The 16796-nt window shown below is 67.6% G+C and carries 12 protein-coding genes; 3 read left to right on the top strand and 9 right to left on the bottom strand.

The genetic code is table 11. The features are described from left to right. Window positions 1–27: 27 nt before the first annotated feature. Complete coding sequence (locus AC07PZ_RS14695) at window positions 28–2283, bottom strand: cyanophycin synthetase (RefSeq protein WP_495295846.1); 2256 nt, start codon at window positions 2281–2283, stop codon at window positions 28–30. A 126-nt stretch (window positions 2284–2409) separates the two neighbouring features. Here AC07PZ_RS14695 and AC07PZ_RS14690 point away from each other — a divergent pair, with 126 nt between their 5' ends. After that, complete coding sequence (locus AC07PZ_RS14690; protein ID WP_495295845.1) at window positions 2410–4707, top strand: cyanophycin metabolism-associated ABC transporter; 2298 nt, start codon at window positions 2410–2412, stop codon at window positions 4705–4707. Between the two features lie 5 nt (window positions 4708–4712). Beyond that, a complete protein-coding gene (locus AC07PZ_RS14685) occupies window positions 4713–5174 on the top strand; it encodes a cyanophycin metabolism-associated DUF1854 family protein (RefSeq protein ID WP_495295844.1) in 462 nt (153 codons plus the stop codon). Between the two features lie 20 nt (window positions 5175–5194). Here the strand turns inward: AC07PZ_RS14685 and AC07PZ_RS14680 are convergent, their stop codons facing one another. Then, window positions 5195–5605, bottom strand: a complete 411-nt coding sequence (locus AC07PZ_RS14680) for a DUF2177 family protein (protein WP_495295843.1) — start codon at window positions 5603–5605, stop codon at window positions 5195–5197. 69 nt (window positions 5606–5674) lie between these two features. On the opposite strand from AC07PZ_RS14680, the gene queC reads away from it, so the two are divergent. Further along, window positions 5675–6370, top strand: coding sequence for a 7-cyano-7-deazaguanine synthase QueC (queC, locus tag AC07PZ_RS14675; RefSeq protein ID WP_495295842.1), 696 nt, complete (start codon window positions 5675–5677; stop codon window positions 6368–6370). 33 nt (window positions 6371–6403) lie between these two features. Here queC and AC07PZ_RS14670 read toward each other — a convergent pair whose 3' ends face one another. From AC07PZ_RS14670 to gspD, 7 genes are all read right to left on the bottom strand, one after another. Continuing rightward, window positions 6404–8194, bottom strand: a complete 1791-nt coding sequence (locus AC07PZ_RS14670; protein ID WP_495295841.1) for an ABC transporter ATP-binding protein/permease — start codon at window positions 8192–8194, stop codon at window positions 6404–6406. 128 nt (window positions 8195–8322) lie between these two features. Continuing rightward, a complete protein-coding gene (locus AC07PZ_RS14665; protein ID WP_495295840.1) occupies window positions 8323–10518 on the bottom strand; it encodes a phosphocholine-specific phospholipase C in 2196 nt (731 codons plus the stop codon). 24 nt (window positions 10519–10542) lie between these two features. Then, window positions 10543–10767 carry a hypothetical protein gene (locus AC07PZ_RS14660; RefSeq protein ID WP_495295839.1) on the bottom strand — a complete coding sequence of 75 codons (225 nt, stop codon included), beginning with the start codon at window positions 10765–10767 and terminating at the stop codon, window positions 10543–10545. A 181-nt stretch (window positions 10768–10948) separates the two neighbouring features. Then, on the bottom strand, window positions 10949–11851 hold the full coding sequence (locus AC07PZ_RS14655; protein WP_495295838.1) for a 5'-nucleotidase: 903 nt from the start codon (window positions 11849–11851) through the stop codon (window positions 10949–10951). Between the two features lie 4 nt (window positions 11852–11855). Then, window positions 11856–13088: a type II secretion system inner membrane protein GspF gene (gene gspF, locus AC07PZ_RS14650; protein WP_495295837.1), complete on the bottom strand. Its 1233-nt coding sequence runs from the start codon at window positions 13086–13088 to the stop codon at window positions 11856–11858. A 25-nt stretch (window positions 13089–13113) separates the two neighbouring features. Further along, on the bottom strand, window positions 13114–14532 hold the full coding sequence (gene gspE, locus AC07PZ_RS14645; RefSeq protein ID WP_495295836.1) for a type II secretion system ATPase GspE: 1419 nt from the start codon (window positions 14530–14532) through the stop codon (window positions 13114–13116). Then, window positions 14532–16796, bottom strand: a complete 2265-nt coding sequence (gene gspD, locus AC07PZ_RS14640) for a type II secretion system secretin GspD (RefSeq protein ID WP_495295835.1) — start codon at window positions 16794–16796, stop codon at window positions 14532–14534. The genes gspE and gspD overlap by 1 nt, the downstream gene beginning before the upstream one ends.

Raw genomic sequence — 16796 nt, 5'->3', positions numbered from 1 at the left:
GCGGCAACGTCTCCGTGCCGCGGGCGATCAGGCGAGTTGTTGGAGTTCGGACGGCAGCAGGGTTTGCGAGAGCTGCAGCGAGCTGAGCGCCGTCTGCAGGTCCGCTTCGAAAGCTTCGGCGCCGGCGCCGATCAGGTTGAGCGGAATGTTCAGGGCCCATGCGGCGGCCACGGCAGCGAGCAGGCTGTCGAGACTCACGCCGGCATGGTTCGCGCGCCAGGCGGTCAGGCGGCCGAGGCCCGGGAGGAAGGACTCGCTCGATCCCTTGGCCAGCACCACACGGTCCTGGCGAACCAGCACCGCCTTGCCGCCGGCTGCCTGATGCGCCGTCAACGCCGCAGCGCCCGGTTCGTTCGAATAGAAGATGACCGCGCCGTCGCACAGCGGCGCGAGGCCCGCGACGCGGGCGTCGGCCGCATTCAGCACCGCGGTGCCTTCCGGCAGCACGACATCGACCTGCGTGCGCAACACCTTGACCAGCTGGTCGCCTTGCGTGATGTCGAACTCGCCGAGCGCCTCGGCGCCCTCGAGGTCGGTCACGATGCCGACTTCGCAGCGGTCATACGCGAGGCCGCTGCGCAGGATGGTTTCGGCGCCGTTCTCGATGACCACGGCCTGCACGGCGCGGTTCACCAGCAGCCGGTGACCGGCTTCCCAGTTGGCGCTGTCGCGCGCGTCGACGCGTCGGCGTTCGAGGAACAGGCCGTCGCGGCAGGCCAGCCCGGTGTGGCGGCCGCCGAGGCCGATCAGCCAGGCGACCAGCCGGGCCAGCGCGGCGGTGTCGCGCGAGCCGGCCACGCCGATCACGGGAATGCGGCCGGGCAGCTCGTCGCCATCGCCTTCGGGAAACAGGTGATCGCAGATCGCGCGGCCGACAGGTCGCGGCGACCCGACGGCGGGCTTCAGATGCATCAGAAGGCCCGGACCGGCGTTGACTTCGACGATCGCACCGCGCTGCGCTTCCAGCGGCCGGCCGATGTCCTGCGCCACCAGATCGATACCGGCGATGTCGAGGCCGACCACGCGGGCCGCCAGGACCGCTGCGTGCGCGACCTCAGGATGGACCTGGTCGGTGCAGTCGACGCCGAGGTTGCCGTTGCGCTGGATCGTGACCACGCGGCCCGCGGCGGGCACCGATGTCGCGTCGAGCTCCTGGCGCCGGAGTTCGAGCTGCAGCTTGGCGTCGGTCGTGATGTCGATCACGTCGAGCGGGTACTCCTCTTCGGCGCCACGCCGCGGATCGCTGTTGAGCTGGCTGTCGATCAGGGCCGCCACCGTCGCACTGCCATCGCCGGTCACCGTGATGACTTCGCCGCGCGCTGCGGCGACGACCTCACCGCCGACGACCAGCAGCCGGTGTTCGTTGCCGCGCACGAAGCGCTCGACCATCACGTCGCTGCCTTCCGGTTCGGCCACCGCGAACGCGGCCATCACCTCTTCGCGCGTCATGAGTTCCAGCGACACGCCGCGTCCGTGGTTGGCGTCCGACGGCTTGACGACCACCGGAAGACCGATGTCTTCGGCGGCTTCCCAGGCTTCCTCGGCACTGTCGACGACCTGGCCTTCGGGCACCGGCACGCCGCAGCTCTGCAACAGCGACTTGGTGAGTTCCTTGTCGCTCGCTATCGACTCGCCGATGGCGCTGGTGTGGTCGGTCTCGGCCGTCCAGATGCGCTGTTGCTTCGCACCATAGCCGAGCTGCACCAGGTTGCCCTTGTTCAACCGCATGTGCGGAATGCCGCGGTCGGTTGCCGCGCTGACGATGCACGCGGTGCTGGGCCCCAGGTAGCAGTCTTCCACGCTGGCCTTGACCGCGTCCACTGCCTTCTGCACGTCGGCCGCTTCGAGCGGAACGCCATTGATGGTGGCCATCAGCAGCCGATGGCCTTCGGTCAGCGCGACGCGTGCAACCTGCTCGTCGCGGGCGCGGAACACCATGCGATAGACGCCATGCTGTGACGTGCTGCGGGTCTGCCCGAAGCCGGTCGGCATGCCGGCCAGATTCAGCAGCTCGATCACCACGTGTTCGAGCACATGGCCCGACCAGGTACCTTCGTTCAGGCGCTGGATGAAGCCGCCACGCTCACCGACACCGCAGTGGTGCTCGATCAGCGCAGGCAGAAGCGTGGTGAGCCGTTCGGTGAAGCCCTCGATCAGGTTGGACGGAAAGTCTTCCAGCGCGCCCAGGTCGAGCCAGACCTCGAGCACGGGCCGGTAGGTCCAGAGATTGGGGCCGCGCAAATAATTGATGCGCAGCAGCCGGATGTCGTCGAAACGGGTCATGGGAACGTTCGATGTGCTTTGATCCATCGCCGTGCGCTGTCAGACGCGACCACAGGCCTGGATCAGAATTGGCGCCCAGACGGCACCACGAGGTGGTTCGGGGCGGGCCGGAGATTCAGAAACACAATGCAACATCACGATCCAGTCGGCACCCCGGAGGGCGAAACGGAAGCGGCTGCCCTTGCGCTGCAAAGCCGGCTCACAACCGCGGAGAACGTTCTGGCGACCCTTGTGGTTGACCTTGACGCTGAACTTCGATTCAGTTCTGGTTTGTTGGCGCTGACTGACAAGCGCCTTTTCGCTCGGCAAGAAGGCGATGGCGACCCATGGCGCGAATGGCTTCTGGCCGACGGCCAGTTCGAACTGCACCTGTCGGACCACGCGGGCGTGGGCACGCTCGACCTGTGCGGCCCGCAAGGATTGGTCGCACGCTGGCGCTACACGCTGGCGCACCAGCCGGCCGCGTTGCGGCTCGCCAAGCTGTTCGATTTGCGAAACCGCCATGTGGGCACCACACCCGATGCACCGGCCGATGTCGACGAATGGCAGGCGTCGGACACCGAGGCGCAAAAGCCGCCGTCCACCTGGGTTCTGCTGCGCCTCGGTCGCTTCGCGCGGCCCTATCGCAAGCAGTTGATTGCCGGTTTCCTGCTGACGCTGGCATCGACCGCCGCCACGCTGGTGCCGCCGTACCTCACGATTCCGTTGATGGACGACATCCTGATTCCGTTCCAGAACGGCCAGCAGATACCCGTCGGCAAGGTCGCGACCTTCCTGGCCGCGCTGCTGATCGCCGCGCTCGCGGGCTGGGGACTGGGCTGGGCGCGCACCTATCTGCTGGCGCTGGTGTCCGAGCGCATCGGCGCCGACCTGCGCACCACCACGTACGAGCACCTGCTCACGTTGCCGCTCGACTATTTCGGCGGCAAGCGAACCGGTGACCTGATGTCGCGCATCGGCTCCGAGACCGACCGCATCAACGTCTTCCTGTCGCTGCATGCGCTCGACTTCCTCACCGACGTGCTGATGATCGCGATGACCGCCGTGATCCTCGTGTCGATCAACCCGCTGCTCGCGGTCGTCACGCTGGTGCCGCTGCCCTTCATCGCCTGGATGATCCACGTCGTGCGCGACCGGCTGCGCACCGGCTTCGAGAAGATCGACCGCGTCTGGAGCGAGGTCACCAACGTGCTGGCCGACACCATCCCCGGCATCCGCGTGGTCAAGGCCTTCGCGCAGGAGAAGCGCGAGGCCGACCGCTTCCATGCCGCCAACGACTACAACCTGCAGGTCAACGACAAGCTCAACAAGACCTGGTCGCTGTTCACGCCCAGCGTGTCGCTGCTGACCGAGATCGGGCTGCTCGTCGTGTGGGGCTTCGGCATCTGGCAGGTGGCGCGCGGCAGCATCACGGTCGGCGTGCTCACTGCCTTCATCGCCTACATCGGCCGCTTCTACACGCGGCTGGATTCGATGAGCCGCATCGTCTCGGTCACACAGAAGGCCGCCGCCGGTGCGAAGCGGATCTTCGACATCCTCGACCACGTGAGCAACGTGCCCGAGCCCGCGAACCCGGTCAAGGTGGAGCGCCTCAGCGGGCGCATCGAGATGCGCGGCGTCGGCTTTCGCTACGGCTCGCGCGCGGTGATCCGCGACCTGGGCCTGGCGATCGAACCCGGCGAAATGATCGGCCTGGTCGGCCACAGCGGCTCCGGCAAGAGCACGCTGGTCAACCTGATCTGCCGCTTCTACGACGTGACGGACGGCGCCATCGCGGTGGACGGCATCGACATCCGGCGCTTCGCCGTGGCCGACTACCGGCGCCATGTGGGGCTGGTGCTGCAGGAGCCTTTTCTGTTCTTCGGGACCATCGCCCAGAACATCGCCTACGGCAAGCCCGAGGCGACGCGCGAAGAGATCGTCGCCGCCGCGCGCGCAGCGCATGCGCACGACTTCATCCTGCGGCTGCCGCATGGCTACGACTCGCTGGTCGGCGAGCGCGGCCAGGGCTTGTCGGGCGGCGAGCGCCAGCGCATCAGCATCGCGCGTGCGCTGCTGATCGACCCGCGCATCCTGATCCTCGACGAGGCGACCTCGGCGGTCGACACCGAGACCGAGAAGGAGATCCAGAAGGCGCTCGACAACCTCGTGAAGGGCCGCACGACCATCGCCATCGCACACCGGCTGTCGACCTTGCGCAAGGCCGATCGTCTCGTGGTGATGGACCGGGGCGAAGTGGTCGAGGTCGGCCCGCACGAAGCGCTGATGGCGCAGCAGGGCGCTTATTGGCGGCTGTATCAGGCGCAGCTGCGCACGGCCGATGACGAGGCGAGCGAGGGCGCGGCCGACGAGCGTGTGGGCGTTGCCGTCGCCACCGCTGCAGCGCTGTCTGGCCATGCGGCCCATCCGGCGGGAGAAGCATGATGGCGATGGACTTCCAACTCGAGCGCGACGCCTTCGGGCGGCTGGTGCTGATCGATGCGCAAGGCGAGCGCCATGCGGGGGTCGTGCCGGTGCGGGCCTTTCCGCTGACGGCGCCATCGGACGGGCTGTCGCTGGTCGGCAGCGATGGTCGCGAGCGCGTCTGGATCGACCACATGGCGCAGTTGCCGTCGACGGTGCGCGCCTTGCTCGATGCCGAACTGGCCGTGCGCGACTTCGCACCCACCTTGCTCCGGCTGCACCGGGTGTCGAGCTTCGGCGTGCCGAGCACCTGGACCGTGAGCACCGACCGCGGCGACACGCAGTTCGTGCTCAAGGCCGAGGAAGACATCCGACGGCTGGCTGGCGGTTCGCTGCTGATCGCGAGCGCGAGCGGCGTGCAGTTCCGCATCCCCGATGCGAAGGCGCTGGACCGCGCCTCGCGCAAGCTGCTGGAGCGCTTTCTCTAGCGGCTCTCGGCTCCCGGCTTCTAGCGCGCAGCGAACCAGCGCAGCGCTGCCGTTCCACCCGCCGATGCCAGGCCGCTGGCGAAGGTGCCCCAGGCCATGTCGATGAAGCTCAGGCCGATCGGCCAGTTGCGCACCACGGCCGAATTGGTCAGGTCGTAGGTCCCATAGGCGAACAGGCCGAACAGCGCGCCCACCAGGGCGCCGCGCCACACGCTGTCGGCCTCCACGCCCGGCAGCACGGCGAAGAACACCAGGCCGATCGGATAGAGCAAATAGAAGGCCGCCGCGAAGCCGAGCCGTGGCTGCGACGCCATCAGGTCGCCCATGCCCTGCTGGTACAGGTTCTTGGCGATCACGCCGAGCCAGAGCCCGTCGATCACCAGCAGAACGAGGAAGGTGGCGGCCCAGGCCACGAGGTGTTTGGTCGTCATGCGGCGCATCCTAGCGGCGGGTCGGCGCATGCTGCGAAACTTGCGCGCTTGTCCGACAGGAGATTTCCCATGCACACCACCGCCCTCGTCCTCTTCTCCGGCGGCCAGGATTCGACCACCTGCCTGGCCGACGCGCTCAGCCGCTACGAGCGCGTCGAAACGCTCGGCTTCGAATACGGCCAGCGCCACCGCATCGAGATGGACGTGCGCCAGACCGTGCGCGACCAGCTGCGCGAGCGCTTTCCGCAATGGGCGCCGAGGCTGGGCGACGACCATCTGCTGAACGTCGACTCGCTCTCGCAGATCGGCGGCTCTTCATTGACCGACGAGGTCGCCTTCGCGATGCAGGCCGACGGCCTGCCCAACACCTTCGTGCCGGGGCGCAACCTGCTGTTCCTCACGCTGGCGGGCGCGCTGGCCTATCGCCGCGGGCTGCAGGTCATCGTGACCGGCGTCTGCGAGACCGACTACTCCGGCTACCCCGATTGCCGCGACGACACGATGAAGGCGATGCAGCTCGCGCTGTCGCTCGGCCTGGACCGTCGCCTCGTCATCGAGACGCCGTTGATGTGGATCGACAAGGCCGCAACGTGGGCGATGGCGCACCGGCTCGGCGGCGACGCGCTGGTCGACCTGATCGTCGAGCACACGCACACCTGCTACCAGGGCGACCGCACGCACCGGCATGCCTGGGGTTATGGCTGCGGCAGCTGTCCGGCCTGCGTGCTGCGCCAAAAGGGCTGGGAACAGTACCGCGGCGCGTGAAATGGCGCCGCGGCGCGTCCGGGTCGGCCGGGCTCAGGTCGCTTCGACCGTGTAGCGCGCGGCGGCGCCGTCGCCGGCCGGCACCAGCGTCCAGCGCCGGTCGTGGAAGGTACCGACCGAAGGCCGGTGCGCGATCGACACCAGCGCGCCGTTCCGTGCCTTGACATCGGCGGAGAGCCGCGCGTACAGCGTCTCTTCGGCCTTGGGGTCGAGCGCGCTGGTGGCCTCGTCGGCGAACAGCCATTTCGGCTGGCGCAGCAGAACCCGCGCGATGGCCAGACGCTGCTGCTCGCCGCCGGACAGCTTCTGGCCCCATGAGTCGCTGTCGTCGAGCCGTGCCGAGAGCCCGGGCAGCAGCGCGTCGTCGAGCGCCTGCGTGAGCTGCGCATCGCTGTAGTCCGAGGCTGGACGCGGATAGGCCAGCGCATCGCGCAGCGTTCCGTCCGGCACATAGGGCCGTTGCGGAATGAACATGGCGTCCGGCGGTACCTGCAGGCGGCCGCTCGCGAAGGGCCAGATCCCCGCGAAGCTGCGGAACAGGGTCGACTTGCCGCTGCCCGACGGGCCTTGCAGCAGCACGCTGTCACCCGGGCGCACCGTGAGCGACGCGTCGTGCAGCAGCCGGGTGCCGTCCGGCAAGGCGATGTCCAGGCCATCGGCCCGCAGGCCATCGGCGGTTCCGCTTTCAGGGGCGAGCAGCAATGGCGGCGTGGCGTTCTCGGCATGCGCGTTCATCGCGGCATCGAAGCTGGTCAGGCGATCGGCGGTTGCGCGCCATACGGCGACGCGGTCGTAGTTGTCGACGAACCAGCTCAGCGAGTCCTGGACGGTGCCGAAGGCGCGCGAGATCTGCATCAACTGGCCGAACTGGATCGCGCCGCTGAAGAAGCGCGGCGCCGCCGCAAAGAAGGGGAACACGACCGCCAGCTGCGCGAACGAGGACGTGAAGGCCACCAGATTCTTCTGCTGGCGGATCAGTTGCAGGTAGTTGCGCAGCACGGCCGAGAAGCGCATGTCGAGCTGGCCGTGTTCGACCGTCTCGCCGCGGTCGAGCGCGATCGCCTCGCTGTGCTCGCGCACCCGCACCAGGTGATGGCGGAAGTCGGCTTCGAAGCGCTGCTGCTGGAAGTTCAGGCCGATCAGCGGCCGCCCGATGAAGTGCGTGATGGTCGTACCCACCACGCAATAGATCAGCGCAACCCAGACCATGTAGCCGGGCACCGTGATCGCCGTGCCCGCCAGCGTGAAGGAGAGCGGGCCCGACTCGACCCACAGGATGCCGATGAAGCTCACCAGGGTCACCACGGCATTCAGGATGCCCATGGACAGCGTCACCGTGTAGTCGGTGAAGAGCTGCATGTCCTCCTGGATCCGCTGGTCGGGGTTGTCGGGCGTGGCGTCGCCTGCAGCCGTGGAAGGCGCACTCGCATAGCGCGCAAGCTCCAGCCGGTAGAAGGTCTTGTTGGCCAGCCAGCGGCTCAGGTAGTTGCGCGTCATCCAGGCGCGCCAGCGCATCTGGAGCAATTGGGTGATGTAGAACTTGAAGATGGCCACCAGGATGCCGGCCATCGCGATATAGGTGAACCGCGCCAACTGGGTCCAGAACACGGTCTGGTCCTTGGCCTGCAGGGCGTCGTAGAAGACCCGGCTCCACTCGTTGAGCAGGACCGCCACGTAGACGGTGCCGAGGTTCAGCGCCACGACCGCGGCGAGCATGGCGCGCGCCTTCCATCGGTCTTCGGAGCGGAAGTAGGGCACCGCCAGCCGGCCGATGCGGCGCAGCGCTGAAAGGAAGGACGCAGAACGCGCAGAGCCTGAGGACATCGGTGTGCAGCCATCGTGAGCGCTCGTCGGCGCGATGTGCCATCCTAGCCGCGGGTCGCGCGCCTGCGCTTAGGCCACGCTTAAACCCCGCCCGATGCGCGACGCGCACGGGCGGGGGATGGCTTGACTCAGAGGTCGCCCAGTCCCATCGCCGGGTCGCTCACCGTGTGCTTGCCGGTTTCGACGCGGCCTGCAAAGCGGCGCACGTAGCTCGCATCGGCGTCGCTGCTCACGATGAAGTCGTACCACTGGCCGCTGGCCGCGAGCTCCCAGTGCTGATCGACCGAGGCGCCTGCGGCGACCGTGGCGGTCCACGGGCCATCGTCGCGGTATGCCTTGGCGCGGATCGTGAACTTGGCGGCCTTGCTGCCCGTGTTCGTCATCGTCAGGTAGACGTTGCCGTTGGCGATGTCATAGCAGACCTTCACTTCGGGATTGGCGGCTCCGCTCGCACGCAGCGCATTGAGGTCACCCTTGAAGTAGCGGTGGAAGCCGTTCGGCCCCAGCACCCAGAGGTCGTACAGGCCGGCGTTGTCGGTGGCGACCGTCCAGCTGTCTTCCAGCGTCTTGTCGGCTTCGACCATGTAGCGGCGCGGCAGCCGATCGAGGTTGAGCTTGTCGTACACATGGAACACCGCGGCCTGCTTGCCAGTGTTGGCGAACTGCAGTTTCACGGTGCCCGCCGTCGCGTCGGCCTTGGCCTTCACGTGGAGCTCGTAGGGCAGCGCACGCGACGGCCGCGTGCCCGTGGCCTGCTGCGGCAGTTGCTGCGTGGTCGGCGGCACGATCTGCGCGAGCGCCTGTTGCTGGGCGCGCAGCGTGTCCGCGTCCGCCTTGCTCTTGCGGCCAGCCAGCGTCGGCAGCACTTCGCTGTTGGGCGTCGCGAAGTTGAAGGCGCTGGTGAGGTCACCGGACACGGCACGGCGGAACGGGCTGATGTTGGTTTCCTTGACGCCGAAACGTGCCTCGATGAAGCGCAGCACCGAGGTGTGATCGAAGACCTGCGAGTTGACCCAGCCGCCGCGGCTCCACGGCGAGATGACGTAGGCCGGCACGCGCACGCCCGGGCCGTACACACGCTTGTCCGGGGCGGGTTGGCCCGTGGTGCCCGGCGGGCTCACGTGCGTGAAGCGTTCGAAGGCGATTTCGCTGTCCGTCAGCGTGGTCAGCCCGGCGGGCGTGACGCCGTCGGTGCCGAGCGACGGCGCGGCGGGCGACGGGACATGGTCGAAGTAGCCGTCGTTCTCGTCGAAGTTGACGATCAGCACGGTCTTGCTCCAGACCTCCGGCACGGCGGTGAGCGCGTCCAGCGTTTCCTGGATGTACCAGGCGCCTTGCACCGGGCTCGACGGTCCGGGGTGTTCCGAGTAGGTCGAGGGTGCGACGATCCAGGTGACCTGGCGCAGCTTGCCGTTCAGGATGTCCTGCTTGAAGGTCCCGAGGAGACCGCCGTCGGGCATGGTGTTGGCAATGCCTTTGTAAAGCGGGTTGCCGGTTTCGTCGCTGGCCGGGTCGTAGGCCGGCGAAACGACGGCATCGTCATGGCTGACCGGCTTGCCCGAAGCCTCGTTCGCCTTGCGGTATTGCTTGAATCCGGCGAGCGGGTTGTCGGTGTAGTTCTCCGGCATGTTCTGGTAGATGAACCAGCTGACCTTGGCTTCTTCCAGGCGCTCCGGATAGGTCTTCCACGTGTAGCCCAGTGTGGAAGGGCCGATGTCGTCCCACTCGTTGTTCACGGTCGCCACGTTGGCGCCCGTCGGCCCGTTGGTGCCGGTCCAGTGGAACATGCGGTTGGAATTGGTGCCGGTGTGCATCGCGCAGTGGTAGGCGTCGCACACGGTGAAGGCATTGGCGAGCGCGAACTGGAAGGGCAGCTCGGCTTCCTTGTAGTGGCCCATCGAGGCCGTGTTCTTGTAGCGCGGCCACTGGTACATGCGGCCGCCGTCCCAGGCGTCCTGGCCGTTGCTCCACGAGTGCGGCGTACCGCTCACACGCTGGGCGTTGCCCTTGGTTCCGTCGAGGTGGTAGGGGAGGATCGGCTTTCCATTGGCATCGCTCTGCTGCCAGACGTTCAGCCCCTTGGGCAGCGGAATCGTGAAGCGGTCGCCGAAGCCCCGCACGCCCATCATCGTGCCGAAATAGTGGTCGAAGGACCGGTTCTCCTGCATCAGGATCACGATGTGTTCCACATCCATGATCGTGCCGGTCGCGTTGTTGGCCGGAATGGCCAGCGCGCGGCGGATGGCGGGCGGAAAGGCGGCGAGCGTTGCGGCGGCGATACCGGCGGAGGCCGTGCCGCGCAGGAAGTTGCGTCGTGAAGTCATGGTCGTCTCGTGGGTGTGTGGATGTCAGGGCGCGCAGCGCATGACGGGCTTGACGGTGGTGTCCGGCGTGGTGGGCGTCGCGGGTGTTTCGGGCGTGGTCGGTGTGGTGGGAGTCGTTGGTGTCGTGGGTGTCGCAGCGTTGTCGCTGCCGCCGCAGGCGGCCAGTGCGCAGGTGAAGGCCACCAGCGTGGCGGCAAACGCGAGCCGCTGTCGGCGTGCTGTCGGAATGTGAAGACGAACGTAGGCCATGTGCATTTCCTTGCGTTGTTGCAAATTGGTGGAATTGAGCTTATGGGCCGCACGTGACCGTGCCGTTAAGCATCGATGACAACGCAGCGTTGTTTGCGTCGCGACATACGGGCGAACGCGGGCACGCCGCGTGCCGTCGGCACGCAGCGACAGCGCGCCTCGGGGCGGCTCGGCTGGGGGGTTAGCGCGGGTTGCTGATGCCGCTCGACACGTGGCCCGAAGGCACGTGCCGCGCGGCGGCATCGACGTGACCGGTCTGGTCGTCGAAGAAGAAGTCGGGTTCGAATTCGCGCAGGAACGGGCCTTTTTCAAGGCCACCGAGGAACATCGCCTCGTCAACGGCGAGGCCCCAGTTCATGAGTGTGTTGATGGCGCGCTCGTGGGCTGGCGCACTGCGAGCCGTCACCAGTGCCGTCCGAATGCGCATGCCCGACACGTCGGCTTGCTGCTGCAGTTGTTGCAGGGCTGCGAGCAGCGGCTTGAAAGGCCCGCCGGACAGCGGAAGCGCCGCGTTATCGGTCTCATGCGTCTGGAAGGCCGCGAGTCCATCGGCCTGGTAGACGCGCTCCGCTTCATCGGAGAAGAGAACGGCATCGCCGTCGAATGCGATGCGCAGCTCCCGTGGGTAGTTGATGCCGGCCGTGACCGACTCCGTCAGAACGCGGGCCGCGGGAAAGCCGAGTTTCAAGGCCTCGGCGACGTCCGTTTCGTTGGCAGACAGAAAGAGATGCGCACCGAGCGGCCTCAGGTACTTGAACGGGTCGCGGCCCTGCGTGAACACGCCGCGTTCCAGCTGGAGGCCGGCCTCTTTCGCCGAATGGAAGATGCGCAGCGCACTGACCGGGTCGTTGCGCGACAGCATGACCACCTCGACACGCCGCGCGCTGCCCGAATTGAAGTCGAGCAGCTTTCGCACGAGCGAGAAGGCGACGCCCGGCTTGGCAGGCACCTTGAGCCGGTCCTGCTGCAGTTGCATGTACGGCCTTGGATCGGCCGCGTCGAAGATCCGGTTCTCTTCTTCGAAGTCGAACAGGGCACGCGAAGAGATCGCGATGACCAGCTTGTCTTCGAGCGTCGCGGCCATGGCGCTACTTCACGAACTGGTTCAGCTGGATGATCGGCATCAGCACCGCCAGCACGATCAGCATCACCACGCCGCCCATGCCCACGATCAGCAGCGGCTCGAGGATGGTCGCGAGATGCATCGCGCGGCGCTGCACTTCGGCACCGAGCTGGTTGGCGGCGCGCTGCAGCATCAGCGGCAAGGTGCCGGTCTGTTCGCCGAGCCGCGCGAACATCGAGACGATGCCCGGAAAGCGCTTCTTCTGCGCCAGCGCGGAGGCCAGCGGCGCGCCTTCGCGCACCAGCACGAGCGCATCGAGCGCGTCCGCGCGCATGGCGCGGTTGCTCAGCGTTTCCGCGGCGGCCTGCAGCGCCCGCAGGATGGGCACGCCAGCCGTCGCGAGCATCGCAAGCGTGCTGGCAAAGCGCGCCGCGTTGTAGCCGCGCGCCAGCTTGCCGACGAGCGGGATGCGCAGCCAGGCCGCATCGAACTTCTCGCGGAAGGCATCGCGTGCGAGCGCCACCTTCGCGAAGAACCCGAGGCCGACCAGCGCGATCAACATCGCCCAGCCATAGCTGCGCACGAAGTCGCTCAGCGAGAGCATCGCGACGGTAAGGAAAGGCAGTGCGCGCTTGGTGCCCGCGAACACGTTCGCGACTTGCGGCACGACATAGCTCACCAGGAAGATCACGATCACGATCGCGACCAGCGTCACGATGGCCGGATACAGCGCCGCGCCGATCAGCTTCTGCTGCAGCGCCTGCCGCTCTTCCAGGTCGTCGGCCAGGCGTTCGAGCACCAGGCCCAGGTTGCCGGTCTGTTCGCCGGCGCCGATGACGGCGGTGTAGATCGGCGAGAACTCGCGCGGATGCTGCGACAACGCGCGTGCGAACGGCGAGCCCGCATTGACCTCGGCGCGCAGCGAGGCGACCAGGTTGCGCTGCTGCTCGCTCTCGGCTTCGTCGGTCAGCGCGGTCAGCGCGCGTTCGAGCGGCAGCCCGGACGACACGAGCCCTGCGATCTGCCGCGTCCAGACCGACAGCCCGGTGGCGTTGAACACCCGTCCGCCACCGATCGAGCGCCGCCAGATGCTGGCCGTCTGCGGTTGGCCGGCCACGTTGCCGACCAGCGTGACTTCCAGCGGGATCAGGTTCTGGACGCGCAGCATGCCGCGCGCGCTGCGGGCGGTATCGGCCTCGAGAACGCCCTTGCGCGCGACGCCCTGGGCGTCGACGGCTTCGAAGGAATAGGCGGGCATGGCGTCGTCCTCGCTGTCTTTGCGGTCAGTCGCGCGTCACGCGCAGCAACTCGGCACGCGACGTGACGCCGGCTTCCACCAGGCGTTCGCCGTCTTCGCGCATCGAATGCAGGCCGCCGCGCTCGGCGGTGGCGAGGATCTGGCTTTCGGGCGCGCGGCTGTGAATCAGCGACTGCACCGCGTCGTCGGCCACCAGCAGCTCGAAGATGCCGGTCCGTCCCTGGTAGCCGGTCTGTCCGCAGGCATCGCAACCCACGGGTTCCATGCCGCCGGTCGGCGATGCCGTGGCGCACACCGGGCAGAGCCGGCGCACCAGCCGCTGCGCGAGCACGCCCAGCAGCGAGGAGCTCAGCAGGAAGGGCTCGACGCCCATGTCGGTCAGACGCGTGATGGCGCTGACGGAGTCGTTGGTGTGCAGCGTGGCCAGCACCAGGTGGCCGGTCAGCGAGGCCTGGATCGCGATCTGCGCGGTCTCGAAGTCGCGGATCTCGCCGATCATGATCACGTCCGGGTCCTGCCGCAGGATCGCGCGCAGCGCCTTCGCGAAGGTGAGCTCGATCTTGGCGTTGACCTGGGTCTGGCCGACGCCCGCGAGTTCGTACTCGATCGGGTCCTCGACCGTCATGATGTTGCTGCTCGACGAGTCGAGCCGGCTCAGCGCGGCGTACAGCGTCGTCGTCTTGCCGGAACCGGTCGGGCCGGTCACCAGGATGATGCCGTGCGGCTGGCCGATGAGCTTCTCGAAGCGTGCGAGCGTTTCGCCCTGCATGCCGACCGATTCGAGCGTGAGCTTGCTCTCGGTCTTGTCCAGCAGCCGCAGCACCGCGCGCTCGCCGTGCGCGCTGGGCAGCGTCGACACCCGCACGTCGACCGCGCGCGTGCCGATGCGCAGCGAGATGCGGCCGTCCTGCGGCAGCCGCTTCTCGGAGATGTCGAGGTCGGCCATGATCTTCAGCCGCGAGATCAGCGCCGCGTGCAGCGCACGGTTGGGCTGCACGACTTCGCGCAGCGTGCCGTCGATGCGAAAGCGCACCGACGATGTCCGCTCGTACGGTTCGATGTGGATGTCGCTGGCGCCGTCGCGCGCCGCCTGCGTGAGCAGCGCATTCAGCATGCGGATGATCGGCGCGTCGCCTGCGCTGGCGAGCAAGTCCTCGACGGCGGGCAGCTCCTGCATCATGCGCGACAGGTCTGCGTCGTTCTGGACTTCGCTCACGACGGCCGCGGCGTTCGATTCGCCCTGTGCGTACGCGGCGCTGATGCGCTGCGCGAGCTGCTCGGTCGGCAGCGGCTCGAAGGTCTTGACCTGGAACTTGCGCATCACCTCGCCGAGCGCGCTGCGCGGCGGCGTCTGCGGCATCCAGAGCGTGAAACTGCCGTCGTCGGTTTCTTCCAGCAGCAGCTGCTGGCTGCGGGCGAAGGCGTAGGGCAGGGGATAGCGCATCAGGGCAGTTCGCGTTGGGTCGATGGGTCCGCCGTCGGCGGCAGCGTGCCCTTGAGCGGCGGGACGACCGGCATCGGAATGTCGCCGAGCGGCGGCGGAATCAGCCGCGTACCCTCGATCCGGCGGCTGGTGCCGCTGGGTGAAGGCGGCATCGGCGGCAGGACGATGCTCGTCGGCACGTTGCGCATCATCACGTTGGCGTTGTCGGCCTGCACGTTGCTCTGCATGGCGCGGATCGATTCGTAGCGGTCTTCCGCAAGCACCTCGCCGGACGCGTTGTCGCGAATGACCACCGGGCGCAGGAACACCATGAGGTTGGTCTTGGTGCGGCTGCGGGTCTGGCTCTTGAACAGGTTGCCGAACACAGGCACGTCGCCGAGCACGGGCACCTTCTCGTCGCTGCGCGAATACTCGTCCTGCAGCAGCCCGCCGATCACGATGATGCTGCCGTCGCCGACCACCACGCTCGACTCGATCGAGCGCTTGCTCGTCGTCGGGCCATTGGTGTTGTTCACGGTCGATGCAACCACGCTCGACACCTCCTGGAAGACGGTCATCTTCACGGTGCCGTTTTCGCTGATCTGCGGACGCACGCGCAGCGTCAGGCCGACGTCCTTGCGTTCGATGGTCTGGAACGGGTTGACCGTGCTCGTGCTGCTGCTGGTGCTGGTGTACTGGCCGGTCACGAAGGGCACGTTCTGGCCGATGACGATCTTGGCTTCCTCGTTGTCGAGCATGAGCAGGTTGGGCGTCGACAGCACGTTGCCTTCGCTGTTGCTCTGCAGTGCACGTGCCACCAGACCCAGCACGCTGACGCCGCCGACCGTTGCGCCCAGGCCGATGTTCAGGCCGCTCGACGGCTGCTGGGCCACGCCGGTGCTGGACGTGGCGGACGTCAGGTTGAAGATGTTGGTACCGGCCAGGCTCGAATTGGTGCCGATGGCGCCCGTGCTGCCGATGGCCGACTGCCACTGCACGCCGAACTCGGCGGCCTTGTCGGCGTTGACCTCGATGATCAGGCTCTCGACCATGACCTGCGCGCGTCGGCCATCGAGCTTGTCGATCACGGCGCGCAGCTGCCGGTACTGCGGCTCCGGTGCCGTGATGATCAGCGAGTTGGTCGACGGGTCGGCCTGGATCTGGCCACCGGTGGACGGCTGATTCGCGTTGTTGAGTGCCGACGTGGCGGCCGTGCTGGTCGTGCCGCTGGAAGTCGCGCTCTGGCTCGTGGGCGTGCTGACCGACGTGTTCTGCTGCGACGTGCCGGCGCTCGAGCCGGTGCCGCCCGTGCCGCCGCGCGCGTCGCTCGCGATGGCGGCCCGCAGCGTGGTGGCCAGGCGCACGGCGTCGGCATTCTTCAGGTAGACGACATAGATGTTGCCCGCGGCACCGTTGCCGCTGTCGATCGCCGGGCGGTCGAGCTTGTCGATCAGCGAGCGCACGAGTTGCGCGCGCGCCGGATTGGCTGCCCGCAGGATCAGTGCATTGCTGCGCGGATCGGCCTGCAGCGAGGTCCGGAACGATGCATCGGCGCCGCCGGGTGCGGCCGGTGCCGCGCCGGCACCTGTGGTGCTGCTGCCGCCTTCGAGCAGGCGCGTGATCAGCGGCACGAGATCGGCCGCGATCGCGTAGCGCAGCGGAATCACGTCGATGTCCGACGCGTTGGGCACGTCGAGCGAAGCCACGATGCGCGCGAGGCGCTGCAGGTTCTCGGCGTAATCCGTGATCACCAGCGAGTTGTTGCCGGGATTCACGTTGATGGTGTTGTTGGGCGCGATCAGCGGGCGCAGCACCGGCAGCACGTTGTTGGCCGACTCGTAGTTGAGCTTGAAGACCTGGGTGACGATCTGGTTGCCGCTCATGCCGGCGGCCGCACCGGTCGAGCTTGCGACCGTGCTGCTCTGCAGCTTGGCATCGGCTTCGGGCACGACCTTGTAGAGCCCGTCGGCCTGCACGATCGCGAAGCCCTGCAGGCGCAGCGCCGCCGCGAATTGGTTGAAGGCAGCGGCCGGCGCGATCGCGCGGTCGGTCTGCAGGTTGATCGTGCCCTTCACGCGCGGGTCGACGACCACGTCGCGCCCGGTCACGACCGCCATCGTGCGGGCGACGGACTCGATCTCGGCATTGCTGAAGTTCAGCGTGATCGGCTCGCCGCGCCGTGGTCCGGCGTCCTGTGCAAAGGCCGGCGGAATGCAGGTCGTGATCAGCAACTGCGCCGCGAGTGCGACAAGGCCGATGCGAACGCCGTGCGAAGGATTCTTCAT

The organism is Variovorax sp. GW821-FHT10B04 (assembly GCF_059415645.1).
The sequence above is the reverse complement of the archived record's forward strand: the minus strand, read 5'-3'. Positions and strand labels throughout refer to the sequence as shown.

Bases quoted from the DNA above. Each gene is read 5' to 3' on its own strand.
- AC07PZ_RS14660 (WP_495295839.1), bottom strand. From the start codon at position 10,767: ATGGCCTACGTTCGTCTTCACATTCCGACAGCACGCCGACAGCGGCTC.
- AC07PZ_RS14655 (WP_495295838.1), bottom strand. From the start codon at position 11,851: ATGGCCGCGACGCTCGAAGACAAGCTGGTCATCGCGATCTCTTCGCGT.
- AC07PZ_RS14680 (WP_495295843.1), bottom strand. From the start codon at position 5,605: ATGACGACCAAACACCTCGTGGCCTGGGCCGCCACCTTCCTCGTTCTG.
- AC07PZ_RS14695 (WP_495295846.1), bottom strand. From the start codon at position 2,283: ATGACCCGTTTCGACGACATCCGGCTGCTGCGCATCAATTATTTGCGC.
- AC07PZ_RS14690 (WP_495295845.1), top strand. From the start codon at position 2,410: ATGCAACATCACGATCCAGTCGGCACCCCGGAGGGCGAAACGGAAGCG.
- AC07PZ_RS14685 (WP_495295844.1), top strand. From the start codon at position 4,713: ATGGACTTCCAACTCGAGCGCGACGCCTTCGGGCGGCTGGTGCTGATC.
- gspD (WP_495295835.1), bottom strand. From the start codon at position 16,796: ATGAAGAATCCTTCGCACGGCGTTCGCATCGGCCTTGTCGCACTCGCG.
- queC (WP_495295842.1), top strand. From the start codon at position 5,675: ATGCACACCACCGCCCTCGTCCTCTTCTCCGGCGGCCAGGATTCGACC.
- gspE (WP_495295836.1), bottom strand. From the start codon at position 14,532: ATGCGCTATCCCCTGCCCTACGCCTTCGCCCGCAGCCAGCAGCTGCTG.
- AC07PZ_RS14665 (WP_495295840.1), bottom strand. From the start codon at position 10,518: ATGACTTCACGACGCAACTTCCTGCGCGGCACGGCCTCCGCCGGTATC.
- AC07PZ_RS14670 (WP_495295841.1), bottom strand. From the start codon at position 8,194: ATGTCCTCAGGCTCTGCGCGTTCTGCGTCCTTCCTTTCAGCGCTGCGC.
- gspF (WP_495295837.1), bottom strand. From the start codon at position 13,088: ATGCCCGCCTATTCCTTCGAAGCCGTCGACGCCCAGGGCGTCGCGCGC.